We start from the raw sequence: 25,831 nt of genomic DNA on the forward strand, positions 1-25,831 counted from the left end.
AGTCGGATGTTGACACCGATGGCACATAATAAGTAGATATAAGCATAAATCTGATTTTCATTATTCAAAATACATGGATTAACCGCAAAAAGGAGAATTGAATTGGACGACGGTTCTGAAGGCCGATTGTGGGCCAAAATGGTCAATATCTTTAAAAAATCAGACGCCCCCCTTGAAGAACACATCCTCGAAGCAAGTGAAGACGGTGAAATCAAGGACGAAGTCGTTTCCATGCTGCTCAATGTCCTTGAATTAAAGGACACCGAAGCCAGTGAAATCATGATTCCCCGTACGGATATGGTCGGAGTCGAGCTTAACAGCACCCTTGCTGAAGTAGCCGAAGAGATCATTGAGCACGGACATTCCCGCATTCCTGTTTTTCAGGAAACCAAAGACAAAATAGTCGGCATAATCCACGCCAAAGATATCATTGCCCCTCTACTTAGAGGCAAGACCGATACGCCGCTTGATGAAATCATGCGCAAGCCTTATTTTGTTTCCGAACACATCAAAATCAAAGCCCTGCTCAAGGAATTTCAGGCCGGACGCGTTCATCTGGCAATCCTGCAGGATGAATACGGCGGAACATCCGGCCTGCTGACCATGGAAGACGTGCTTGAAGAAATCGTCGGCGATATTTCCGATGAACACGACGCGGACCGCCCTTCGGATTTCGAAGAACTGGAAAGTGGAAAATTCCTGATCTCCGGCAGGGTTCCCCTTACCGAGGTATCTGAGAAGCTGGACTTGACCCTCGATTCAGAGCATGTGGAATCCATTGGCGGATACATATCTGAACTGACCGGACGCATTCCCCATGTAGGTGAATTTATTAATATCTCAGGTTATAAGTTCACTGTTCATGAAGGGGATGCCAAACAGATCATCTCCATCCTCATTGACCCGCCCACCGGAAATTAGAATGCATCCAGCTGTTCCGATTATTATTGCAATGTTTTCAGCGGGGATTGGTTATGCCAATCCCCTGCTTCATTTACCCGCTGCCATTCTAGGCTTTCCGCTGGCACTGGGCTTTATCGCTTTTTCTGCCGCATCACCGCGCAAGGCCCTGAAACGGGGCTGGATTGCGGGTTCACTGGCGGGCATAGCCTGCATGTACTGGATAGCATATCCGGTGGGAGTCTACGGCGGCCTGTCATGGGCACTGGCCATACCATGCCCCATACTTGTGGGCATGATTGTCGGTACTTACTACGGTATCTATACCTATATTCTCAACCACGCTGCGCGGGCACTTCCGCCCTTTGCGCTCTGTATCTTCAGCGGTCTGCTCTGGACTAGCATGGAGACGGCGCAGGGAGTGCTGTTGACCGGCTATCCGTGGATGACCCTATCCTCTGCCATGGCTTTCAGGCCGGAATGGATCCAAAGCGCGGCCTTTATCGGAGCCTACGGACTTTCGGGGCTGCTGGTTTCAGTGGCTACGGCCATTCTGGTCTGGAAAATATCCAATCCCGCCAAAATCTGGACCATATCTGTCGTAGCCCTGATCATCATTCTCGGCGGAGTACGCACCAGTCCGCAACAATTTACTGATCTTGAGAAGACCGGAAACACCTCCATCGGCATCATTCAGGGCAATATTGATCAGGCCAGAAAATGGGACGCCAAATACAAAAAAACAACTTTCGAAAAATACCTGAACCTGAGCAGGCAGGTTACGCATAAGACCGATCTTGTAGTCTGGCCGGAAACAGCCATGCCCTTTTACCTGCAGGATGGCGGAATCATGCGTGCGGAACTCGTCAACTTTGCTTCCGAAACCAATACCCCGGTCCTGACCGGGGCTCCGGGCTACGTACTGCACAGCAAGGGTAATTTCTCCCTCTACAACCGGGCCTATCTCATCTCGCCGGATAAGAAGTACATGGACTGGTATGACAAATCCCATCTGGTTCCTTTCGGCGAATATATCCCGCTTAAAGATATTCTCCCGCTCGGCAAACTGGTGCAGGGTGCCGGAGACTTTTTACCCGGCTCGGATGCCAGTCCGCTGCGCACCGGCGACCTTGCTATGGGTATGCTCATTTGCTATGAAGGTATCTTCCCTGAACTGGCACAGGAACGGGTGGAAAAAGGTGCCAACATACTGATAAACATCAGCAATGACGCATGGTACGGAAACACCTCCGCTCCCCGCCAGCACCTGAACCTCGTAACCATGAGAACAGTTGAGCAGGGAAGGTACATGATCCGGGGCACCAATACCGGAATTTCCGCCTGCATCGACCCGCTGGGCCGGGTCAGCCATGCTACCGGGCTGTTTGTTGATGCCGCAGTAGCCGCCAAGGCGGAACTCCTGAGCGGCGAGACTTTCTACCATGCAAACTATAAAGCAGTTACCCGTACCCCGCTGGTACTGACTCTGCTTTTCGCCATATGGATAATCATAAGCCGCCGCAAAAATCCGGCGGGAATTAAAATATAAAGGAATAACACCGGAAATGCTTCAATTTTCAGACCTTAGATCCAAGGCACTGGACAGTATAGAAAAATACGAATCCCTCTGGGGGCGTCTTTGACCACGCACAGAGCAAAGAAAGACTTGAAGAAATAGAACACGATTTGAGCAAACCCGGCGCATGGGACAAACCGGATGCCCTGACCCCGGTACTGCGTGAAAAATCCATGCTTGAAGAAAAGATTGCCTCATACGAAGCTCTTTCCTCCAGCAAGGATGATGTGGAAGAATGGCTGATGATGGCTTCGGAAGAGCAGGAGCAGGAAATCCTTGAAGCCCTTGCCGAAAACGTTGATAAACTTGCCAAGCTTGTGGAACAGACCGAACTGGCAGCCCTGCTTTCCGGTCCTGAGGACAAAAGCACGGCCATTCTGGAAATCCACCCCGGAGCAGGCGGAATAGAATCACAGGACTGGGCGGAAATGCTGCTGCGCATGTACCTGCGCTGGGCGGACAAACGGAACTGGAAAACCAGCTATCTCGATTACCAGCCGGACGACGAAGCAGGCATTAAAAGCGTAACCCTGCGCATTGAGGGACTTTACGCCTACGGTTTTCTTAAAGGCGAGGCAGGCATCCACCGTCTGATCCGCATCTCCCCTTTTGATGCTTCCGGCAGGCGGCACACGTCCTTTGCTTCGGTGGATGTTTATCCCGAAATTTCGCAGGATATTGAAATTGAAGTAAAAGACGAAGACATCCGGCTGGATGTTTTCCGGGCCAGCGGTCCCGGCGGACAGCATGTCAACAAGACAAACTCGGCTGTGCGCATCACCCACCTGCCCACAAATATTGTTGTTCAGTGCCAGAATGAAAAGTCGCAGCTGAAAAACAAAGAAACCGCTATGAAAGTCCTCAAGTCCCGGCTTTACGAGCAGGAACTTAAACGGCAGGAAGAAAGCAAGAGAGCTGACTACGCCACCAAAGATTCCATCGGATTCGGCAGTCAGATCAGGACATATACTCTGCAACCTTACCGACTGGTCAAGGACCATCGCTGCGGAGCCGAAGACGGAAACGTTGAAGCGGTTCTGGACGGCGAGCTGGACGGCCTGATCAGAAAATACATGCTTGACGCATACGGCGGAGACAATGAGCGCTGAGTACATCGCTGAAAATGAAGCCAGCCTTATGGAAGAACTTCTTTCTGTGCGGGACAGGTTCTGCACAAAAAATGAAGTATGCACCTCCCATGAGTGCCCGGAAGGACTGGCCGTATTGCGGGTCTGCCCGGGCATGACACTTGAAGCGTGGGAAATCCTCGCGGAACGGCACGGCCTGAACGACTGGCTGACCATGCCCCTCGACCGGAACATGACCCCGCATTTGAACCATGTCCAATCCGTGCTGCAGGAACTTTCCTACAAAACAGAGCACGACCCCCTGACCGGGCTTTCCAACCGCAGGGTCTTTGAACGGACCCTTGATCAGGAAATTGAACGGTCCCGCAGGAACAAGACCCCGGTCAGCCTTGCCATACTTGATCTGGATGATTTCAAACAGATCAACGACAACTGGGGACACCTCAAAGGCGATGAAGTGCTGATCGATTTCGCGGAGCTGCTGGCCCGCAATTCAAGGCGCTACGACCTTGTGGCCCGCATCGGCGGAGAGGAGTTTGCTATCATTTTTTCCGGTGTGGGGTTAATCAAATCCCAACAACTGCTGGAACGGCTGCTGGAAAAAGTGCGGGAACTGAAATTCTCCATACCGGGCAGTACTGACTATTTTTCAATGACCTCTTCTGCGGGAATTTCCTGCTACAAAGGTATGGTGGACATTGAAATGCATGAACTGATCGACAAAGCTGACAAGGCCCTTTACGAGGCCAAAAAGTCCGGCAAAGATCAGGTCCAGACAGCAGATATCCTTGATTTCGAATCCGTGACCAAGGAAAGCCTTGTTCATGCGGATGAAAAGAAATTTTTATTCACGGGCAACTAAAGGAATATATAGACATGATCAACGCCAATAAAACATTAAGTATTGCTGTCATGAGCGGTAAGGGCGGAGTCGGAAAAACCAACCTTTCCTTAAATCTTTCCTACGCCCTGAATACCGGGGGCAACAGCCTGCTGCTCATGGACTGCGACCTCGGACTGGCCAACCTCGACGTACTGCTGGGAATTTCCCCGGAATCCAACATGCAAGACCTGCTCACCAGCGGAGCCAAGCCTTCGGACATTGTCGTCCCCATTGAGGAAGGCAAAAAATTCGATATCCTGCCCGCAGCTTCCGGTGTTCCGGAACTGGTGGAAATGGATGAAGACATGCAGGAACTGCTCTTCAGCAAAATCACCAAACTGGTGGGCGGCTACCAGTATCTGGTGCTTGATCTCGGTGCCGGGATTAACGGAACAGTAATGTCATTTGCCTCCATGACCCAGATGAGAATTGTGGTTGTCACCCCGGAACCGACCTCGCTGACCGACAGCTACGCCCTGATCAAAGTTTTGCACTCCCAGCACAACATCAGTGATTTCAACGTAATAGTGAACCAGGCTTCCAACGATAAAGAAGCACGGGAAACTTTTGAACGGCTCAATATGGCCTGCGAAAAATTTCTGAATATTAAGTTGAAAAATATGGGCTATGTGCGGTATGATCCCTCGGTAACTGAAGCTGTAAGACGGCAGATTCCTTTCATTAAGTATGCTCCCAAATCTGATGCCAGCCGGGATATCCTGAATATCGCGGTTAAAATTCAGAAGATCAGAATGGAAAACATGGGCAGACTCAGCGAAAGACCTGTCATGAAAAAATTTCCGACACTGGCCGATTAATTATGCTTGACGAAAAGGGTAACTTTTCGGCATAGTTGTATTAGAAATGGTAAAACACTGCCTTGTCACACTCAACATGATTTGGGAGAGGACATGAACAAAAGCGAACTGATCAAGAGTCTTGCGGAAGAAAAAGGCCTCCATGTGGATGAGTCTGCCGAAATAGTTGACGCATTTGTCGATTCAATTAAAGAAGCGCTTGTTCGCGGCGACAGAGTTGAAATCAGAGGATTCGGCAGCTTTAAGATGAAAGAGTACAAAGGTTACACAGGCCGTAACCCCAAGACTGGTGACGTTGTTGACGTTACCCCTAAAAAACTGCCTTTCTTCCGTCCCGGTAAAGAGCTGAAAGAGTATTTGAACGGTTAATGCGCCTTCTCATATTTGCTTTTTTTATCCTTGCCAGCATGGGTGCCACAATGGCCCATGCCGGCAAGGATGTACTGTTGTCTATTGCCGACACTGCCAATACCTTCGGGACAGTAAACCCCTGCCCTACCTGAGGAAGCAAAACCCTTGGCGGACTGGCCCGGCGGGCCGGATATCTTCAGGATTTGCGTGCAGCACAGAAACATGATGTCCTGCTGCTGGGCGGTGCATATGAATTTCTGCCGACTTCCGGCGAAAAAGTTTCCGATAAAAAACGAAATGCGCTGACTGAAGCTTTCCAAATCATTAATTATGATTTAGGAATTCTTAGTCCTGCTGAAATGGTTTTTCTGCAAAATTCCCCCAAAGGAATTCCGGAAAACTGGATCGGCAACCCGGAAGCACAGGTTGTAGCCAAGCCTCTTGCCCATGGTAAGAAGGCAGCCGTAATCATACTTCCATACCTTGAAAAAGGGTCTGACGAACTTCCTCCCGATCTCATTGATGAATGCGCCACACTATTCAAGGAGCAACGGGAAAAAGCGGATCTGGTAATCGCCATGAGCTCATGGGGTTACTTCAGGGAGAAGAAATTTCTCGCCAACCCGGTCATTGGCGGGACTCCTCCGGATATTCTCCTAGGGAGCGGTGACGGACCGGGAATGTCCGGTAGTCTTAACGCAAACAATAAGACTTTGTGGATACGCAGCTATCCCACCGGAAAAGCGGTCAACAGAATCGATATCTACGAATGGCCCACGCGAACCGAAGACTTTAAATGGTCTTCCGGGCAGAACGTAAAATGGTTCCTGCAGACCCTGACTGAAAAGCTTCGCGAGGAGCCGGAAGTCTTAAAGCTGCTCAGTGGTATTTCGGACGATAAGTAATTTAAATTTGGAGGCTTTAAAAATGACATTCCAAGGAGCATTCACTGCTCTGGTCACTCCGTTCAAAAACGGAGAGATTGATCAGGACGCCTACCGCGAACTGATCGAGTGGCAGATTGAACAGGGAATCGACGGTCTTGTACCCTGCGGTACTACCGGCGAAGCGGCTACACTTACCCATGAAGAACAAGGTGAGGTTATTAGAATCTGTGTCGAGCAGGCCAAGGGACGTGTCCCGGTCATCGCTGGCGCGGGTTCCAACAATACTAAAGAAGCCGTAAACCTGACCAAGCTTGCTAAACAGGCAGGCGCGGACGCCACCCTCCAGATTACCCCTTACTACAATAAACCTACTCCTGCGGGCTTGCTGGCGCATTTCAAAGCCCTTTCCGAAGAGGCTTCCATGCCCTTCATCCTGTACAATGTGCCCGGACGTACAGGTCTGAACTGCATGCCCGAAACCATCGCCATGATTGCGAATCAGGTTTCCGATGTGGTCGGTGTAAAGGAAGCTACTGCAAACCTCGGTCAGGTTTCCGATGTAATCGAACAATGCCCCGAAGGTTTCAGCGTGCTTTCCGGTGACGACTTCACTGTACTGCCCCTGCTCTCCCTCGGCGGACACGGCGTAATTTCCGTTGTCTCCAACATCATGCCTAAAACCATGTCCGACATGTGTGCGGCATTCCGCGCAGGCGACATGAAAAAAGCACAGGAGCTGCACTTCAAAATGCAGCCTGTAAATCGCATGATGTTTGTTGAAACCAACCCCATCCCGGTCAAAACCGCGCTGGGCATGATGGGTAAATTCGAAACATCCTTCAGGCTGCCGCTGGTTCCGCTCATGGATGAAAGCAAGGCAAAGCTCGAAGCTCAGCTCAAAGAAAGCGGCCTGATCTAGACCGCCTTACGCAATAAAATTTAAAATCCCGCATGGCTCTCCATGCGGGATTTTTTGTTTTATTACGGCTTCGCCGAGCTGTTTACCTAAAACGACTTAAAAACCTCAGGTATATACCCTTCCGGCAGATGGGCTGTGCCTTTGGTGACCGGGATGCCTGCTTCTGAGGCCGCATTTCCGGCCAGTTCATCAATTTTATCGCAGAAACCATTGCCGAGTTTCCACCCATCTGCTTCTTTTTTGGAGAAGGAACAGGTAGTAACATGCACTGATTCTGCACCTTTAGCCTTTAATATTTTAACCATCTCAGTGAAGTTTTCACCCGGACAACGGCAGGTAAAAACACCTGCCAATGAACATTCATCATAACCACTGAAACCCTGAATGGTCTGGTCGTAAGATTTAATGCAATTGGTCAGCGGACATTTGTGCTCATTTTTCTCACATCGAATCATTCCGATTTTAGTCATTTCGTCTCTCACTTCAGATTAACTTCAAACTACGACCTGCGGCCCATTCCGCCGCCCCCCATGCCTCGACCGCCCATGCCACGGCCTCCGCCGCCCATGCCGCGTCCACCGTTTGCCATGCCCATTCCACGTCCGGTTCCGCCCATACGGCGACAACCACCGCCCATGCCGCGCCCAGACCCAATGCCCATTCCAGCACCGGGCTGCTGATTATTCATAGACGTAGCTGTTGCTGCCTGCTCAGAACCGCCAAACACATTAACTGCCTCACGAACAGTCCCGGAAGCAGTCACCATCTGTATTCCGCCCTGCTGCAATGCAGCCTCGGCCTTGGGCCCGAAAGTCCCGGAAATAACAGCACCTACTCCCTGTTCCGCGAGCATCTGAGCGGTTTGAATTCCCGCTCCCTGCGCCAACTGGCTGTTGCCGCCGTTATCAACAAACCTGAATTCTTCTGTTTCCGAATCAAAAATTATAAACCCCGCAGCCCTACCGAAACGAGGTTCGAGCGGGCTGTCCGCATTGGAATTATTTGCACTTACAGCGATAAGCATAAAAGCCTCCTGTTATGAAATTAATTACTCTTTTCAATTAATTTTGCATAAAGGAGGCCAAATCACTCAACTCAATTATTTCAAGCAAATAGCCTCAACTCTTTTTCCCGTCAGGCTAAATCTGATTCCAAAAAACCACAAAAAAAGGCGCATAATGCGCCCAAACAAGAAAATAAGCCCCACCGAAAAATCCAGCAGGGCTTACGTATCAGCAAAATTTGCAAAACTTCATGGCGAAGCCTTAACAAAAGGTTTTGGGATTCTTAAACCCTTTTGCAAAAGGGTTTAAGGCCCCCGGCAGGGTTCCCCGAAAGGACCGCCGGAGGCAATCTTACAAATTCTTAATAACGGCTTCGCCCATTTCGGTGCAGCCTACGAGCTTGCCGCCCTCATCCATGATATCTCCTGTACGCAGCCCTTCTGCGAGGGTCTTTTCAACTGCGGCTTCAATGCAATCTGCTTCTTCAGCCATGTTGAAGGAGTAACGCAGCATCATGGCGATAGACAGGATGGTAGCCAGCGGGTTGGCTTTGTTCTCGCCTGCGATATCCGGTGCGGAACCATGGATAGGCTCGTACAGACCGGGGTTGGATGCGCCCAGGGATGCGGAAGGCAGCATGCCGATGGACCCGGTGATTGCTGCAGCTGCATCAGAGAGAATATCGCCGAAGAGGTTTCCGGTCACAATGACATCGAACTGGGAAGGATCACGCACCAGCTGCATGGCGGCGTTATCAACGTACATGTGAGTAAGCTCAACTTCGGGGTATTCCTCGGAAACTTCGATAACAATTTCACGCCAGACACGGGAAACGTCCAGAACGTTGGCTTTATCTACGGAACACAGACGCTTGTCGCGTTTCATGGCAGCTTCGAAAGCAACCTTTGCAATACGCTTCACTTCGTGCTCGTAGTAAACCATGGTGTTGTAACCCATGCGTTCGCCATTTTCGGTCTTGGTGCCGCGGGGTTCGCCGAAATAAATGCCACCTGTCAGTTCGCGGACAACCATTACATCAAGGCCCTTCTCTACGATATCAGCACGCAGGTAACAGGCATCTTTCAGCTCGGAAAACAGAGCCGCAGGACGCAGGTTGGCGAACAGGGAAAGCTCTTTACGGATGCCGAGCAGACCTCTTTCAGGACGGATTGCGGGATCAATGGTATCCCATTTGGGGCCGCCCACAGCACCGAGCAGCACAGCATCGGACTCTTTGCAAGCCTTAACGGTTTCTTCGGGCAGCGGACCGCCTGTAGCATCAATGGCCGCGCCGCCGATGAGGGCTTCAGTGGTTTCGAATTTATGACCGAATTTTTCGCCGATTACGTTCAGGACTTTAACGCCCTGCTCCATGATTTCCGGCCCGATTCCGTCACCGGGCATTACGCATATTTTCATTTTAAAATTCCTATATGATGCGCTTCGCGCTTTTATTTTAAGATGCCTTCGGCGACCCTGCCGGGGGCCTTAAACCCTTTGAAAAGGGTTTAAGAATCCCAAACTTTTTTAGTAAGGCTTCGCCGTTTTTTATGATCAGACCGTGTTGAAATACAGCCTGTCTGGCACTAATAATTATCTATTTAGCGAGACGATCTTTTACGTATTCTACCAGTCCGCCGCAGTCGAGGATGCCCTTCATGAATGGGGGAACCGGAGCACAAGTGATGGTTTCACCTGTGGTTACGTTCTTGATTTCGCCTTTTTCGGCATCAACTTCGAGCTGATCGCCATCGCCGAGCTTTTCAAAATCATCACCGACTTCGAGGAGGATGAGGCCCATATTGAAACCGTTACGATAAAAAATACGGGCAAAACTCTTGGCAACTACGACCGGAATTCCGGCACCGAGCAGAGAAATGGGGGCATGTTCACGGGAAGAACCGCAACCGAAGTTCTCATCAGCGACCATGATATCGTTCTTCTTAACGCGCTTGATCCAGCCTTCTTCAAGACCTTCCATGCAGTTTGCGCCGAGTTCATCAGGATCGGTGGTAACCAGAAAACGGGCCGGAATAATCGCATCAGTATCGATATGCGCCCCGACTCTGTGTGCAGTACCTTTAATAGACATATGTAAATTCTCCTATTCTTAGAGTGCTTCGGGGTCAGTGATAATACCGGTGATTGCAGAAGCTGCTGCTACTGCGGGGCTGGAGAGGAAAACTTCACTCTCGAGACTGCCCATGCGGCCCTTGAAGTTACGGTTAGTGGTGGCGATTGCACGCTCACCGCCAGCAAGGATACCCATGTGACCGCCGAGGCAGGGACCGCAGGTTGCGGGTCCTACGATTGCGCCGGACTCCATGAAAGTTTCAATGAGACCTTCGCGCAGGGCCTGCTTCCAGATGTTCGGGGTTGCGGGCAGTACAATGAGACGCACGTTCTTGTCAGCCTTGCGGCCTTTGAGAACAGCTGCTGCTTCACGCAGGTCTTCGATACGACCGTTAGTGCAGGAACCGATGACCGCCTGATGGATCTGCATATCCTTTACTTCGTCAACGGGCTTGACGTTATCGGGCAGATGCGGGCAGGCAATCTGAGGCTTCATCCCGGTTACATTAATCTTGACCACACGCTCGTAGTTTGCGTCTGCATCGGCGCGCATTTCCACGTCTCCGGTGCGGCCTGCAGCCTTGCAGTATTCAAGGGTCTTGGCATCAACCGGGAAGAGGCCTACCTTACCGCCTGCTTCGATAGCCATGTTGGCGATGGTCATGCGGCCTTCGATGGAAAGATTGTCCACAACGGAACCACTGAATTCCAGAGCCTTGTACAGCGCGCCGGAAACACCGATGGTACCGATGAGGTTGAGGATGTAATCCTTGGCACCCATGTACTTTCCGGGAGTACCTTCAATTTCTACTTTGATGGTCGGCGGAACCTTGAACCATGTTTCACCGAGAGCCATACCGCCCGCGATATCGGTGGAACCCATTCCGGTGGCGAATGCGCCGAGACCACCGTAGGTACAGGTATGGGAGTCGGCACCGATTACGATATCGGCAGGACCGACAAGCCCCAGCTCGGGCAGCAGTGCGTGCTCAACGCCGACTTCGCCGCCCTCGTAGTAGTGGGTGATGTTCTTTTCGTGGGCGAATTCACGGACAACCTTGACCTGCTCTGCGGAATCAATGTCCTTGTTGGGGGTGAAGTGGTCACAGACAAGGGCTACTTTGTCCTTGTCGAAGACCTGATCCGCGCCCATGGCCTTGAAAGATTTAATGGCAAGCGGGGCGGTAATGTCGTTGGCCAGCACCATGGAAACATTACAACGGACGATCTGTCCCGGCTCTTTCACAGTTTCTTCGGTATGAGCCTGTAAAATTTTCTCAGCTAAGGTTTTACCCATTATTCTTCTCCTGTTTCATGCGTTCAACTCTGTTGATAGCGTTGACATAAGCTTTGGCACTGGCGACGATAATGTCTTCGTCAGAACCGCGCCCGATTGATTTAAAACCGTTGTCAGTAATATGAACCGTAACCGCACCCTGCGCATCAGTTCCACCGGTAACCGCGTTTACGGAATAAAGTTCCAATTTGGGATCGCGTCCGACCATCTTATTGATGGTGGAGAATACCGCGTTGATGGGACCGTCCCCGAAGCCCACTTCCTGCATGGTTTCCGGATTTTCCTTATCCTTGCTGAAGTCTTCCAGCACGATAGCTGCGTGCGGGGAAACCCCGGCAGTACCGGAAAATACGGAGAGTTCCTTTACCCGGTAAAGGTCGTGGATACGATATGCTTCTTCCAGAACGAGAGCTTCAACGTCCTCATCAAAAATTTCTTCTTTCTTGTCAGCCAATGCTTTAACTGCGGAGAAAACCCTTCCGATCTGCTCGTCATCCAGCTGATAGCCCATTTCGTTGAGCTTGCTGCCCAGAGCGTTACGACCAGAGTGTTTACCGATAACAATGGAAGTGCCCTTCTTACCGATGGATTCCGGGGTCATAATCTCGTAGGTCTGGCGATTCTTAAGCATGCCGTCCTGATGGATACCGGACTCATGGGCGAATGCGTTGGCACCGACAATTGCCTTATACGGTGAGATGGGCTGACCGATGGTGGTCGCCAATCTGCGGCAAGAGGGGAACAGCTCTTCGGTGAGGATGGAAGTCTCTACATCATAATAATCCTTGCGGGTATGCAGAGCCATGATCACTTCTTCCAAAGCTGCGTTACCGGCACGCTCACCGATACCGGAAAGGGTTACTTCCGCCTGACGGGCACCGGCCTTGATGGCGGCCAGGGTGTTGGCGCAGGCCAGACCGAGGTCGTTATGACAATGTACGCTGAAGATTGCCTTGTCACTGTTGGGCACTTCCTTGAGCAGGTACTCGATGAGTTTACCGAACTCGTCCGGCTGGGCGTAACCTACAGTATCAGGAATGTTAATGGTGGTTGCGCCTTCGGCAATGGCAACCTCTACAACCTGTGCGAGGAAATCCCAGCGGGAACGGGAAGCATCTTCAGCGGAAAATTCAACATTGGGAGTCAGGGATACCGCATGGCGCACAGCCTTGCGGGCCATTTCCAGAATTTCTTCCGGCTCCTTGTTGAACTTGTGCTTCATGTGGATATCGGAAGTAGCCACAAAGGTATGAATTCTGGGATTCTTAGCGTGCTTGACGGCATCAAAAGCGCGGTCAATGTCAGCTTTCAGTGCCCGGCACAGCCCTGCAACCTGAATGTCGCCGACAGATTTGGCGATTTCAGTTACCGCTTCGAAGTCACCCTGACTTGCTGCCGGGAATCCGGCTTCGATAATATCCACACCGAGCTTTTCCAGCTGGCGGGCCATGGTGATTTTCTCAGCCATGTTCATGGTTGCACCGGGGGACTGCTCGCCATCACGCAATGTAGTATCAAAAATGTAAACTTTATCAGACATTTATCTATCTCCTAAAAGAGGCTGCAAGAACAGAATATTTGCAGTTTATAATAAAAATTGGGAATAAAACAGTGAAACAGGTTAAGCTACTCGGTAATTTACCGTCCCCTAAAGAATTCTGGCACCTTATGAGCTAATCAGGATGTAGTTGTAGAACTACCTAGTGAAAAGCTTATGACAATTCTTTGGAGGACTTTCCTAGTAGCTTATTGCTTCTGCGGGATAGAATGAAAATAGTATAAATAGGACCGGATACAATGTATCCAATAAAGATCACAAAACCCAGAAACTTGGGCTGTGAAGCAACCATGGTAAAGAGCGCAATAACGGTAACCATGGAGCTGAAGGGATGAGCTTTGAACACACCGAATTCTTTGAAAGAATTATAGCGGACGGTACTCACCATCAGAAAAGCGAGGCAATATACAAGCACCAGAGTGAACATGGGCAGTACACTCTGTGCGAGATTTTCAGGAATATAAGGGGTGAACAGGATCAGGGTAGACAAGGTACAGCCTGCCGCAGGAATGGGCAAACCGATGAAATGAGCCTTGGAAGTAGTCCCTGACTGAACATTGAAGCGGGCGAGCCTGAGCACACCGCAGGCCATCAACAAGAAAGCCGCCAGCATACCCAGTCTTCCGAACTGGTGGAGTTGCCAGTGATAGACCATGAACGCAGGAGTAACACCAAAGGCAACCGCATCCGCCAGAGAATCAAGCTGAACGCCGAATTCACTGCTGGTTCCGGTCAACCTAGCCACCTTTCCGTCGAGACCGTCGAAGAGACAGCTCACCAGAATGGCGACAGCACTCATCTCGTACCGTCCTTCCACAACCCAGTTCATCGCGAGGAACCCGCAAAACAGGCTCGACACGGTGAGGAGGTTGGGCAGGATGTATACGCCCTTGTGCTTCGGTATTCTTTTTTCCTTTGCCATGAAAACTTCTTAAACCGATTCGAAAATAAATTCCAGTAGAATCGTATTAGATTTTTAACTTAAATTTAACCCTTCCGGGCTGAAATGTTCGAAAGGCAACATCTTAGTTACTGCTTTCTGGAATCAGGTAATACTCCCCTGCCCTGCAAAGGTCAACCCGTGAAATGTAAAATATTTATATAGCGGTATCAGAGACAAATGAGACTTCGAGCCGTGCAAAACTTAAATCACATAAATATTAACTGAATACTCACCCAGCACCAGACTAAATATATCCCGGCTCCATAAAGAAGACTTCCCGAGCATGGGAAGTACGGAGTTCGTTACAATGCTTTTCTTTCAGAAGCGAATACATGATGCGTAGCCTTCCATTACGGAAAACCAGATCATCGAACTCAAAGCCGAGCTTGGATGCAACGCGCATGGAACCTCGGTTTGCGGGATGAATGAGAGCTTTAATGTTCTTAAGTTCTGTTTCGCGATAAGCGTAATCAACAAATGCGGAAGCGGATTCGGTTGCCAGCCCGGCTCCCCAGTAATCCTTTTGAAATACCCAGCTGATACCGACTTTGCCATGCAGGGATTGCGCAAAATCTTCCAGCGGCTGCACCCCGCAATATCCGGTCAGCCCTCCGCCGCCTTTCATCTCCACTCCGAACAGGCAATAACCCTGCTGACAAAACAACTCTTCCTGCTTCTGAAGCAGAGAATCAATTTTGCCTTCGGACCAAGGCTCCTGCTTGAGAATATAGCGGTAAACATCCGGGTCTTTCATCATACCGGAAAGAAATCCGGCATCACTCTGCTTAAGGGGCCTTAAAATCAGTCTCTGCGTCTCGATATACACGCCTATCTCCCGGGGCTATTCCCGGATGATACCACCTCCGAGAACAGCACCTTCTTCTGTATATACAGCCACAATCTGACCCGGCGTAGGCCGGGAATGCGGCTCAATGAAATCAAATTTTAAACTGCTGCCAACCTGCGCAGCCCTTGCGGGCTTTGATCGCTGTCGGTAGCGGGTCTGGATAAAAACGGTCTCCGGCCAGCGTTCAAAATCAACCAGAAAGTTGAAACCGTCGGCAACACATCCCCCGGCTTCCAGCTCGTCACGGGTACCCACAATGAGCAGATTGCGTTTCATATCCTTGTCCAAAACATAGAGCGGAGCTTTCCATGCTATGCCCAGTCCTCGTCGCTGCCCCTGAGTATAACGCCAAAGACCTTTGTGCTTGCCGACTTTAGTGCCGTCGGAAAGGACCGCTATCCCCGGACCGGGAAGCTTGACCTTACGGTCGATCAAAAACTGACGGTAATCATCGTCGGGAACAAAACAGATTTCCTGACTCTCTGAAGGCAGCGGAATTTCCACACCCCGCTTTTCCAGCTCGGCATAAGTCTGGTCCTTACTGTGAGCACCTAGAGGAAAAACAGCGTTCAGAACAGAATCGCGCGGGACAAGGGAAAGAAAATAACTCTGATCCTTGCCCATGTCGGCACCACGGGCCAAAACACGTCCGTAATTCGCGTCTTCGGCAAGGCGCACGTAATGCCCGGTTCCGAGAAGCTCTGCCCCAAGTCCGCGTGCGGCATTATAAAGCAGACCGAACTTGATCTCAGGATTGCAAAGAGCGCATGGATTGGGGGTATTCCCCTTAAGATATTCCTGAACGAACGGCTCCACCACCAAGCGGTCAAACTCGGTAGTAAGATCGAAGACATGCAGCTCCACATCAAGCTCCGCACACCTTTTCTCCAGCCCGGCAACAGCGACTTCGGCCTTTTCCTTCCCAAGAAAACAGCCATGGACCGCCACAATATCCGCCCCGCTCTCTTTAAGCAGGACCAGTGAAAGCAGACTATCCGCGCCGCCGCTGACCGCCATGGCAACCTTGCGCCCGGCAGTCAGTTCTTTCAGTTCAGGATATTCAAACCCTGTATCCATTACATTCTCCGCAAATTACTTATTATTTGTAACGGTATATCTACCGTGAGACTTCGTTCCGGTTACAAACTAACGGGCAGCCCTTTGCCCAGCAAGCAAAAAATGAGAAATGCCCGGACACCCCCGATGGGTCTCCGGACAAGTCTCTCACAAGTCTCAATTCCATCAAATTCATATTTGAATTTGATTTCTATAAAATAAATATGGATTTATTTTATAAGCGTAGCACAAGTCTACTTATACAATGCCGGAACCTTCCGGCTTATTGCTATTCTTCCTTCTTAGGCTGCGGCAGCACAAGGTTCAGGAAAACACCGAGGATACCGGCAAGGCCGATTCCGCCGAGTCTGAACTCATCGCTGAAAGGAGTGGGCAGAGACATGCCGCCCACGCCGAAGATTACGATCAGGGCCACAATGGCGAGGTTGCGGGCTTCCATGAGATCTTCACCGGCACGTACGAGGGTGTTCATACCTACAACCATGATCGCACCGAAGAGCAGAACCATGATACCGCCCATTACCGGAACGGGGATGGTGGAGAGGAATGCGCCGACCTTGCCGCAGAATGCGAGGGACATGGCTACAATTGCAGCCCAGGTCATGATGGCGGGGTTGAAAATCTTGATCAGAGCCACCGCTCCGGTAACTTCGGAGTAAGTGGTGTTCGGAGGTCCGCCGAGGAAAGCCGCGAGAGAGGTAGCCAGACCGTCACCGAGCATGGTGTTCTGGATACCGGGCTCTTTTACGTAATCTTTATCAGCAACAGAGCTAATGGCCAGAACATCACCGAAGTGCTCAATTGCCGGGGCGATCGCTACCGGAACGATAAACAGCACGGCTTCGAGATTCCATTCGGGAAAAGTGAAGTTGGGCATTGCGATCCACGGAGCTGCTGCAACGGCATCAAAATTAACCAGACCGAGGAACAGGGAAGTAATGTAACCGGCAATTATACCGCAAAGGATGGGGATCAGCTTGAGCCAGCCTTTACCGAGCAGGGAAACTGCAACGGTCACCGCGAGGGAAACCATGGAGACGATGAGCGCGGTCTTTTCGGGAACCAGAACAACAGAACCGTCTCCGGTTTTACCCACAGCCATGAAAACAGCAACCGGAGCGAGGATCAGACCGATAACCATGATCACCGGGCCGGTTACAACCGGGGGCAGAACTTTTTTCAGGATATCGGTACCGCGCCAGCGGATCAGGAAGCTGAGCACTACGTAGAAAAGTCCGGCTGCGGCAAGACCGCAGAGGGTGGACGGGATGCCCCAGGTCTGCACACCGTAGATGATGGGTGCGATGAAGGCAAAAGAGGAAGCCAGAAATACGGGAATTTTACCCTTGGTCACAACCTGGAAAACAAGCGTACCCGCACCAGCGGTGAAAAGGGCCACGTTGGGATCAAGCCCGGTCAGCAGGGGAACAAGGACGAGTGCGCCGAATGCGACGAAAAGCATCTGCGCGCCGAGGACAAAGTCTTTTGCCCGAAAGTTATATTCAGTACTGGATGTGCTCATTAGTAATCTCCGTAGAATTTTTCCAAAAAAAAGGCACCGAACTTGGTGCCTTTAAAAACATTTACTTGGTGCCGAATATCTTATCACCCGCGTCTCCGAGACCGGGGAGAATGTATCCTACATCGTTAAGTTTTTCATCGATCGACGCGACGTAGATATCAACGTCCGGGTGGGCGTTGACAATTTTCTCAATCCCTTCGGGAGCCGCAACGAGGAACAGACCTTTAATGTTGGTACAGCCGGACTTCTTGAGAAGATCGATTGTAGCCAGCAGGGTTCCACCGGTAGCGAGCATGGGGTCAAGAATAAGCGCGATGCGCTCATTAATATTGCTTGCAAGCTTGACGTAATATTCGACAGGCTGCAAAGTCTCTTCGTCACGGTAAAAACCGACAACACTGACGCGGGCACCGGGAACCATGTCCAGCACGCCGTCCATCATACCGAGGCCGGCCCTGAGAATAGGAACTACGGTGATTTTTTTACCCTTGATTTCCTCAACTTCAACTTCACCGGCCCAACCATTGATGGTTTTGGATTCGGTTGCGAGGTCTTTAGTTGCCTCGTAAGTGAGGAGTCTGGAAATTTCCTGAGCCAGAGCGCGAAAACGACTTGTGCTGATGCCGTCTTCACGGAGAATGCCGAGCTTGTGTCTTACCAAAGGATGGTCTACCACATGTACCGCCACGGTGCCTCCTTGATCCCATGTTATTTGTTATAAAATCCGAAAAGTCAAAACTTCGTGTTTCTATAAGACACAGCTTTGACAGTCAAGACAAAAAACAATTATTTTCCAGCTAAACCATATCCACTTGGCATCACTGGAAATTACAAATAAGCAACCAATTACTGAATACGAATATAACCCAATATGGAATAAATTACATGTGCAATAACGAAGATTTTCAAGAAAATGAGAACCAGCTCCTCTGGACAAAATCCGCAGGATTTTCTGACCGCAACACCCGGCTGGACAAATTCTGGGGCAGCGTCCTTGAAGAAGAAGGGATTTCACGCGGCAAAGTAAAAGACTGGATTAAGGCCGGTTTTGCAGAGATAAACGGTAAAATCTGCAAAAAGCCGAACCAGAAACTGATGGGAAATGAAGAACTTACCCTGAAAGGTGAAGCCGAACTCACCTCACTGGTCCCCGAAGATCTGCCGCTGGACATTATATATAATGATGGAAGGATCGCCATCATCAACAAGCCGGACGGACTGACCACTCACCCAGCCCCAAGTTGCCCTACCGGAACACTTGTCCATCGCCTTATCCATCACTTCCCCGAGATCAAAGACATGGATGAATGGCGGCCCGGAATCGTGCATCGTCTGGACAAATTTACTTCCGGATTAATCGCTGTTGCCCTGAACGAACATGACCGTCTGGCCATGTCCGCCGCCTTTGCCGAGCGCGAAGTAAACAAAGCCTATCTGGCAATTGTGCACGGCGTTCCTGAACGTCCGTTTGGTGAGATCGACGCACCCATGGGCAGACATCCGGTTCACAAGACCAAAATGGCCGTAGTGCTCAAAGGCGGACGCGATGCCCGGTCCGAATACGAAACCCTGTGGTCCGACCCCGCCGGACGGGCCAGCCTCGTTAAAGTAAAAATTTACACCGGGCGTACCCACCAGATCAGAGTACACATGGCCCACATCGGCCATCCGCTGCTGGGAGATCAGGTATACGGTTCCATGGAGCACGCCCGCCTGGAACAGGATGATCAGCAGCTTGCCAAAATAGCTGAGCGGCAGATGCTGCACGCATACTCCCTCGCCTTTGCACACCCTGATTCCGGTGAAGAAATGAGCTTCACCCAGACACCGCCGAAAGATTTCATCACCATGCTCAAGGAGCTGAACAAATCAGTACAGCGGGTCGGACTCATCGGCATGCCCTGCTCCGGCAAATCCGCAGTGCTTAAAATTTTTGAGGACAATAAAGTACCCACCTTCAGCGCGGATGAGTCCGTGGCCCGCTCATACGAAAAAGACGGAGCCGGATGGGAACTGCTGCGCCAGAGATTCGGCAACCGTTTTATCGACAATGAAACCGGAGCCGTAGACAAAGCGGAGCTCTTCACCGCCATGCGCGAAAACGATGACCTGCGCCGGGAAGTCATGAACATCATCCACCCCATCGTACAGCATGACGTGCAGGAATTCTTCAAAACCCACGAAAACGAACCGCTGGCCGTAGCTGAAATCCCCCTGCTGCTGGAAGGCGGCTGGCACACCAAGAAGCTGGTTGATGCTGTAATCGGAGTGCGCTGCCCTGCTGAAAAACGAACCGGGGAACTGCGCGAAAAGCGGGGCCTTGATCCCGAAATTCTTGCGGTATTCGATTCATGGCAATGGGATGAAAAAGCCAAGATGGATTGCTGCACCGCCATCATTGAAAACGATGCTGATCTGGCTAAACTTGCTTCGGAAACAGGACGAATTCTCGAAGTTCTGGCAGCCATGCGCAAGGACAAAGAAACATCATTCGAGAACTACCTTGAAAAACTGTTCAGCCCTGATGAAAGCTAGGTTTTCACACCTGTGAGTATTGACTTACCCGGTCCGTGTGTTACTTTATAAGTGAGACCTGAGGCGAGTGGTCAGGACTGTAGTCGGAAGAATGAACACTAATTAATTGTTAGGATGCAAGTCCATTATACAAAAGAGAATTCTACGCAAAGTCCAACCCCGCTTTCGGCATCAGGTTCGGTTAGGGAGTGAGTACCCCTAGTTTACCTACCAACTCAATCTCGTCACGCCCCCGCTGCATTTATGTAGCGGGGGTCGTTTTTTGATGGGGCTTGAGCAATGGAGATCATGATTATTTTCTGCTAGGCTTGATTTTAAATTCATCAATCTCAAGCTGAAACAGAGGCAAATCCCCCATGATCCCTATCCGCGACAACGTCCCCTGCCTAAACACCCCGTACGTGTTGCGGATAATCATGTTCCTCAACATCGCGGTCTTTACCTTCGAACAAATGCTGACCCCGCAGGGACGGCTGACTCTTTTCCACCTGCTGGGCGTTGTCCCGGCAAGATTTTTCCATCCCGAATGGGCGGTGGCCGCAGGTTACCCCGATGCCGGGGTGCTGCCTCTTTTTACCTACATGTTTCTGCACAGCGGCTGGATTCACATCATTATAAATATGTGGATGCTCTGGATTTTCGCCGACAACATAGAAGACGCCATGGGTCATGGGCGGTTCATCATTTTTTACATAGTCTGCGGACTCATTGCCATCGGCATACAGATGGCAATCAACCCATCAGCCAGTGCCCCGGTAATCGGCGCATCCGGCGCAGTTGCCGGAATCATGGGCGCATACATGCTTTTGTACCCGCACGGGCAGGTTTTGACTCTATTTCCTGTAATCATCATCCCGTTTTTCTTTAAAATTCCGGCATCCCTATTCCTCGGACTCTGGTTCCTGATCCAAGTTTTTTCCGGGGTATCCAGCCACTTTGCAGAAGGAACAGCAAAAGTCGCATGGGCCGCCCACGTAGGCGGATTCATAGCCGGGCTGATATTGATCCGTTTTTTCGTGAAGAAGGATCGCTGTGTTTATTGTTATGTTGCTGAGAAGAAGGATTATGAGTTGCCGGAGGATTTTTAAATTTCAATCATTACGCTTGACTTGCGCAAACTTCGAATTACTTTGATAGGGTGACGATGAAAATATTGATCGTCCAATCACTCAAGGAGTAATTACAAGATGAGCGTGAAATATAAGGACTACTACAAACTTCTGGGAGTTTCCCGGTCCGCAAGCAAGGAAGAGATTGCCAAGGGCTTTAAAAAGCTGGCAAGGCAGTATCATCCGGACTTAAACCCGGATAACGCGGAAGCCGAGAAGAAGTTTAAGGAAATCAACGAAGCTTACGAAGTCCTCAAGGACCCGGAAAAGCGTAAAATGTACGACCAGTTCGGCGCGGACTGGGAGCACGGGCAGAATTTCCGTCCGCCTCCGGGCTACGAGAACATGAACTTCGGCGGCGGTGGCGGATTCGGAGGATTCGGCGGTGCTGGCGGCGGTGATTTCAGCGACTTTTTTGAAACCATTTTCGGTGGTGGCGGAGCGCAATTCGGCGGCGGTGGCGGATTCGGCGGTGCGCAGGGCTTTGGCGGTGGAGGATTCCACCAGCAGCGTCCGCGCAAGGGTGAGAATTCCGAAACCACCCTGCTGCTGACCCTTGAAGAAGCCTACGCAGGCGGTCCTAAATCCGTAACCGTGCAGGAAAAAGCAACCGGTCCCGGCGGGCATCCCATGGTCCAATCAAAAACTCTGGATGTTAAAATTCCCGCAGGTATCAAGGACGGCCAGAAAATCCGCCTTTCCGGTCAGGGATCACCCGGACCGCATGACGGACCGCGCGGCGACCTGTACCTGAAGATCAAGCTTGCGGCGCACAAGGATTTCAAGGTCGAAGAGAACAACGTCATCCTCGATCTGCACCTTGCACCGTGGGAAGCGGCACTTGGCGGAAAATTCAAGCTGCCCACCCTTGACGGCATGGTTGAAATGAACATTCCCGCAGGCCTCGGCAGCGGCAAGAAGCTGCGCATCAAGGGCCGCGGACTCGGTACCGGAGCCAAAAAAGGCGACCAGTTTGTGCGCATCATGATTCAGGTTCCCAAGGCCGAGACTGACGAAATGAAAAAACTCTGGGAAGAACTGGCTGAAAAGTCCGACTTCTCACCCCGCTCATTCTAAAGGAGGTTCGCCATGGACATTAAAGAAAGAACCGAAGCGCAGCCTCCTTCCAGTTCCAAGCGACTGGTCATCACTCAGGTCATGGAGATGACCGGGCTTGAAGAGACCGTGGTCATGGAACTGATCAGCATGGAATGGGTGCACCCCGGAACCACCGGGGACGGACATTATCTCTTTGAAACACGCGATCTCTATCGCATGACCAAGCTATCAAGGCTCTGCAAGGACCTTGATGTCACCCCCACAGGCGGATCGATTATCGTCGATCTGCTGGATCGGGTCGAGAAGCTTGAGTCGCAACTTGAAGAGATGAAAAAATTGATTTGATGCGCTAACGCGCTTGTTGATAAAAAGATTACGCCTCCGGCGGCTAAAACCCTTTTGCAAAAGGGTTTTAGAATCCCAAAACCTTTTAGTAAGCTTCGCTACTGTAATATGCCAAACTGTGTTTTTATTTTAAGCTGACTCCACCCCAACCAACGCGTTTTGGGAAAGGGGTGAGGAGTCCAGAGGAGAGGGGAAAACACTTTTTGGCGGTAGCAAAAGGGTTTTCCCCTTTCCTTTGGCCGTCGGAGACAAATAAAAGGAGACTCTATATGGATCCGAATAAATTTACACAGAAAACCAACGACGCAATTGCTGCGGCACAATCTCTGGCTGTTAAAAACGGCCAGCAGCAGATAGAAGTGGAACACCTGCTCCTCGCTCTAATTGATCAGGAGAAAGGAATTGTTTCCAAAATTCTCGAAAAATCATCTATTAAGCCCGCAGATTATAAAAAGGCTGTCGAGGCTGAAATCAATAAACTGCCCAAAGTCAGCGGTCCCGGCGCACAGCCCGGTCAGGTCTTTGTCACCCAGCGGCTGAACAGGATTATTGTGGCCTCTGAAGAAATCGCCCAGCGCATGCAGGACGAATTCATCAGCGTGGAGCACCTTTTCCTGGCCATCATGGAAGAGCACGGCTCCACCGGAGCGGGCAGGGTCAACAAAACCTTCGGCCTGACCAAGGACAAGGTTCTGGAAGCCATGACCACCATTCGCGGCAACCAGCGCGTGACCACTGACAACCCGGAAGCCACCTACGATGCGCTCAAGAAATACGGACGCGATCTGGTGGAAGAAGCCCGCAAAGGCAAGCTTGATCCGGTCATCGGCCGTGATTCCGAAATCCGGCGCGTGATCCGCATCCTTTCCCGGCGCACCAAAAACAACCCCATCCTCATCGGTGAGGCCGGGGTCGGTAAAACCGCAATCATCGAAGGGCTGGCTCAGCGCATCGTCAAGCAGGATGTGCCTGAAGGCCTCAAAGACAAGACCGTGTTCATGCTCGACATGGGCGCGCTCATTGCGGGTGCCAAATATCGCGGTGAATTCGAGGAACGACTCAAAGCCGTACTTAAGGAAGTTCAGGAATCTGAAGGGAGGATCATCATCTTTATCGATGAGATCCACACCATCGTCGGCGCAGGTAAAACTGACGGCGCAATGGATGCCGGAAACCTCCTCAAACCCATGCTGGCCCGTGGCGAACTGCACTGCATCGGCGCGACCACCACTGACGAGTACCGCAAATACATCGAGAAGGACCCGGCCCTTGAACGCCGTTTCCAGACCATAATGACAGAAGAGCCGAGCGTTGAAGACACCATCTCAATCCTGCGCGGCCTGAAAGAGCGTTTCGAGGTGCACCACGGCGTACGCATCAGCGACAGCGCGCTGGTGGAAGCGGCCACACTCTCTGCCCGCTACATCACCGATCGCCAGCTGCCGGACAAAGCCATTGACCTCATTGATGAAGCAGCAGCCATGATCCGTACCGAGATCGACTCCCAGCCCTACGAGCTGGACAAGATCAACCGCCAGATCATGCAGGCTGAAATCGAACGCGAGGCCCTGCGCAAAGAGGACGATACAGCATCGCGTGAGCGTCTTTCCAAGCTGGAAGACACCCTCACCGAGATGAAGATCAAGCAGTCCGAGCTGGTTGAGCAGTGGGAAAAGGAAAAAGGATCCATCGATACTGTGCGCGACCTCAAAGCCCAGATCGAGAAGACCAGAATAGATATTGAAGAAGCCCAGCGCAAAGGCGATCTCGGCCGCGCATCGGAGTTGACCTACTCCGTACTGCCCGGTCTGGAAAGCCAGCTTGAAGCTATCTCCAACGATATAGAAGGCGAGGAAGACAAAGTCACAGCAGACAGCAAACGTCTGCTCAAAGAATTTGTCGGCCCGGATGACATAGCCGGGATCATCTCCCGCTGGACCGGAATCCCGGTCAGCCGCCTTGTGGAAGGCGAGCGCGAAAAACTGCTCCGCCTTGAAGACATCCTGCATGACCGGGTGATCGGTCAGGATGATGCTGTACGTGCTGTTTCTGAAGCGGTGCTGCGTGCCCGTGCGGGTCTGAAAGATCCTTCGCGGCCCATCGGCTCGTTCATCTTCCTCGGCCCCACCGGGGTCGGCAAGACCGAGCTTTGCAAGGCCCTTGCTGAAGCACTCTTTGACAGCGAAGAAAACATCGTGCGCATGGACATGTCCGAGTACATGGAAAAACACGCGGTTGCGCGGCTTATCGGCGCGCCTCCGGGCTACATCGGATACGATGAAGGCGGTCAGCTCACCGAGGCCATCCGCCGCAAGCCCTATTCCGTAGTGCTCTTTGATGAGATTGAAAAAGCACACAGCGATGTCTTCAACGTACTGCTGCAAATTCTCGATGATGGCCGCATAACCGATTCTCAGGGCCGCACCGTGGATTGCAAGAACACCATCATCATCATGACCTCCAACCTCGGTTCCCAGCTCATGCTTGAAGGAATCGAGGAGAACGGCGAGTTCAAAAACGGTGTTCAGGACGGAGTAATGAACGTGCTGCGCAACCATTTCAGGCCCGAATTCCTGAACCGTGTGGACGAAACTGTGCTCTTCAAGCCGCTGCTTGAAAGCGACCTCGTCCAGATAGTGGACCTGCAGCTTGCCGGGTTGCGTGCGCGTCTGGAAGAACAAAAGATGTCCATGGAAGTCAGCGACAAAGCCAAGGCATTCATTGCCCACGCGTCCTATGATCCCATCTACGGAGCAAGGCCGCTGCGCCGTTACCTGCAATCCCACGTGGAAACTCCGCTGGCGAAGAAGATTATCGGCGGGGAATTGCGTGAAGAGCACGCGATTAGCATTGATGCCGGGGAAGATGGCTTGGAATTTAAGACTAATTAAGATGCCTAGTACGTCTTGATTGACGTTGTTTAACCAATTAAACAGTTGTAATTTTGCATGGCAGACCGATTTTGCCTTGGTTTTTTAAGACCGTGCCGGAGCTTGGGTCGTCATGCTTTGTTCTTCTAACCCGAACCGTTGCTTGGGAT

General features: G+C 51.2%; 25 protein-coding genes. 14 read left to right on the plus strand and 11 right to left on the minus strand.

The window, feature by feature from the left end:
• The first annotated feature begins 102 nt into the window (after positions 1-102).
• From FMR86_RS12085 to dapA, 9 genes are all read left to right on the plus strand, one after another.
• Entirely contained in the window at positions 103-921 is an 819-nt protein-coding gene (locus tag FMR86_RS12085) for a hemolysin family protein (protein ID WP_163351655.1), read from the plus strand.
• Position 922: 1 nt separating this feature from the next.
• Positions 923-2,449, plus strand: coding sequence for an apolipoprotein N-acyltransferase (lnt, locus tag FMR86_RS12090; protein ID WP_163351656.1), 1,527 nt, complete (start codon positions 923-925; stop codon positions 2,447-2,449).
• Between the two features lie 16 nt (positions 2,450-2,465).
• Positions 2,466-3,585, plus strand: a protein-coding gene (prfB, locus tag FMR86_RS12095; RefSeq protein ID WP_203544869.1) for a peptide chain release factor 2 whose coding sequence is annotated in 2 segments (ribosomal slippage) — positions 2,466-2,540 and positions 2,542-3,585 — 1,119 coding nt in all. Because the reading frame shifts where the segments join, the coding sequence is not laid out codon by codon here.
• Positions 3,575-4,426 carry a GGDEF domain-containing protein gene (locus FMR86_RS12100; protein ID WP_163351657.1) on the plus strand — a complete coding sequence of 284 codons (852 nt, stop codon included), beginning with the start codon at positions 3,575-3,577 and terminating at the stop codon, positions 4,424-4,426. Before prfB ends, FMR86_RS12100 begins: the two co-directional genes overlap by 11 nt.
• 14 nt (positions 4,427-4,440) lie before the next feature.
• A complete protein-coding gene (locus FMR86_RS12105) occupies positions 4,441-5,265 on the plus strand; it encodes a MinD/ParA family protein (RefSeq protein WP_163351658.1) in 825 nt (274 codons plus the stop codon).
• A 57-nt stretch (positions 5,266-5,322) separates the two neighbouring features.
• Positions 5,323-5,634 carry an HU family DNA-binding protein gene (locus FMR86_RS12110; RefSeq protein ID WP_275406885.1) on the plus strand — a complete coding sequence of 104 codons (312 nt, stop codon included), beginning with the start codon at positions 5,323-5,325 and terminating at the stop codon, positions 5,632-5,634.
• Positions 5,634-5,768 carry a hypothetical protein gene (locus tag FMR86_RS20700; protein ID WP_275406881.1) on the plus strand — a complete coding sequence of 45 codons (135 nt, stop codon included), beginning with the start codon at positions 5,634-5,636 and terminating at the stop codon, positions 5,766-5,768. Before FMR86_RS12110 ends, FMR86_RS20700 begins: the two co-directional genes overlap by 1 nt.
• A gap of 51 nt (positions 5,769-5,819) precedes the next feature.
• Positions 5,820-6,521, plus strand: a complete 702-nt coding sequence (locus FMR86_RS12115; RefSeq protein WP_239057227.1) for a hypothetical protein — start codon at positions 5,820-5,822, stop codon at positions 6,519-6,521.
• 22 nt (positions 6,522-6,543) lie between these two features.
• The gene (dapA, locus tag FMR86_RS12120; protein WP_163351660.1) at positions 6,544-7,422 is read left to right on the plus strand and encodes a 4-hydroxy-tetrahydrodipicolinate synthase; all 879 of its coding nucleotides are present in this window, start codon (positions 6,544-6,546) and stop codon (positions 7,420-7,422) included.
• An 86-nt stretch (positions 7,423-7,508) separates the two neighbouring features.
• Here the strand turns inward: dapA and FMR86_RS12125 are convergent, their stop codons facing one another.
• The 11 genes from FMR86_RS12125 to upp all read right to left on the minus strand — a co-directional run bounded on the left by FMR86_RS12125 (position 7,509) and on the right by upp (position 18,431).
• Positions 7,509-7,892, minus strand: coding sequence for a CGGC domain-containing protein (locus FMR86_RS12125; RefSeq protein WP_163351661.1), 384 nt, complete (start codon positions 7,890-7,892; stop codon positions 7,509-7,511).
• 29 nt (positions 7,893-7,921) lie between these two features.
• Positions 7,922-8,446, minus strand: coding sequence for a NifB/NifX family molybdenum-iron cluster-binding protein (locus FMR86_RS12130; protein WP_163351662.1), 525 nt, complete (start codon positions 8,444-8,446; stop codon positions 7,922-7,924).
• Between the two features lie 331 nt (positions 8,447-8,777).
• Positions 8,778-9,845 carry a 3-isopropylmalate dehydrogenase gene (gene leuB, locus FMR86_RS12135; RefSeq protein ID WP_163351663.1) on the minus strand — a complete coding sequence of 356 codons (1,068 nt, stop codon included), beginning with the start codon at positions 9,843-9,845 and terminating at the stop codon, positions 8,778-8,780.
• Between the two features lie 178 nt (positions 9,846-10,023).
• Positions 10,024-10,518, minus strand: a complete 495-nt coding sequence (locus FMR86_RS12140) for a 3-isopropylmalate dehydratase small subunit (RefSeq protein WP_163351664.1) — start codon at positions 10,516-10,518, stop codon at positions 10,024-10,026.
• A gap of 18 nt (positions 10,519-10,536) precedes the next feature.
• Complete coding sequence (gene leuC, locus FMR86_RS12145) at positions 10,537-11,796, minus strand: 3-isopropylmalate dehydratase large subunit (RefSeq protein ID WP_163351665.1); 1,260 nt, start codon at positions 11,794-11,796, stop codon at positions 10,537-10,539.
• Positions 11,789-13,336 carry a 2-isopropylmalate synthase gene (locus FMR86_RS12150; protein WP_163351666.1) on the minus strand — a complete coding sequence of 516 codons (1,548 nt, stop codon included), beginning with the start codon at positions 13,334-13,336 and terminating at the stop codon, positions 11,789-11,791. Before FMR86_RS12150 ends, leuC begins: the two co-directional genes overlap by 8 nt.
• Before the next feature lie 172 nt (positions 13,337-13,508).
• A complete protein-coding gene (gene pssA / locus FMR86_RS12155; RefSeq protein ID WP_163351667.1) occupies positions 13,509-14,276 on the minus strand; it encodes a CDP-diacylglycerol--serine O-phosphatidyltransferase in 768 nt (255 codons plus the stop codon).
• 265 nt (positions 14,277-14,541) lie between these two features.
• Positions 14,542-15,123: a GNAT family N-acetyltransferase gene (locus tag FMR86_RS12160; protein ID WP_163351668.1), complete on the minus strand. Its 582-nt coding sequence runs from the start codon at positions 15,121-15,123 to the stop codon at positions 14,542-14,544.
• A 15-nt stretch (positions 15,124-15,138) separates the two neighbouring features.
• Complete coding sequence (mnmA, locus tag FMR86_RS12165) at positions 15,139-16,221, minus strand: tRNA 2-thiouridine(34) synthase MnmA (RefSeq protein ID WP_163351669.1); 1,083 nt, start codon at positions 16,219-16,221, stop codon at positions 15,139-15,141.
• Positions 16,222-16,489: 268 nt separating this feature from the next.
• Entirely contained in the window at positions 16,490-17,743 is a 1,254-nt protein-coding gene (locus FMR86_RS12170; RefSeq protein WP_163351670.1) for a uracil-xanthine permease family protein, read from the minus strand.
• A gap of 61 nt (positions 17,744-17,804) precedes the next feature.
• The gene (gene upp, locus FMR86_RS12175) at positions 17,805-18,431 is read right to left on the minus strand and encodes a uracil phosphoribosyltransferase (RefSeq protein WP_163351671.1); all 627 of its coding nucleotides are present in this window, start codon (positions 18,429-18,431) and stop codon (positions 17,805-17,807) included.
• Positions 18,432-18,628: 197 nt separating this feature from the next.
• On the opposite strand from upp, the gene coaE reads away from it, so the two are divergent.
• The 5 genes from coaE to clpB all read left to right on the plus strand — a co-directional run bounded on the left by coaE (position 18,629) and on the right by clpB (position 25,682).
• Positions 18,629-20,278, plus strand: a complete 1,650-nt coding sequence (coaE, locus tag FMR86_RS12180) for a dephospho-CoA kinase (protein ID WP_163351672.1) — start codon at positions 18,629-18,631, stop codon at positions 20,276-20,278.
• Positions 20,279-20,634: 356 nt separating this feature from the next.
• Positions 20,635-21,366, plus strand: a complete 732-nt coding sequence (locus FMR86_RS12185) for a rhomboid family intramembrane serine protease (RefSeq protein ID WP_163351673.1) — start codon at positions 20,635-20,637, stop codon at positions 21,364-21,366.
• Positions 21,367-21,465: 99 nt separating this feature from the next.
• A complete protein-coding gene (locus FMR86_RS12190) occupies positions 21,466-22,464 on the plus strand; it encodes a DnaJ C-terminal domain-containing protein (RefSeq protein WP_163351674.1) in 999 nt (332 codons plus the stop codon).
• 12 nt (positions 22,465-22,476) lie between these two features.
• Positions 22,477-22,791, plus strand: coding sequence for a chaperone modulator CbpM (locus FMR86_RS12195; protein WP_163351675.1), 315 nt, complete (start codon positions 22,477-22,479; stop codon positions 22,789-22,791).
• 269 nt (positions 22,792-23,060) lie between these two features.
• Positions 23,061-25,682: an ATP-dependent chaperone ClpB gene (gene clpB / locus FMR86_RS12200; protein WP_163351676.1), complete on the plus strand. Its 2,622-nt coding sequence runs from the start codon at positions 23,061-23,063 to the stop codon at positions 25,680-25,682.
• Positions 25,683-25,831 lie beyond the last annotated feature (149 nt).

The sequence above is a fragment of the Desulfovibrio sp. JC010 genome (genome assembly GCF_010470675.1).
GTDB lineage: Bacteria > Desulfobacterota > Desulfovibrionia > Desulfovibrionales > Desulfovibrionaceae > Maridesulfovibrio.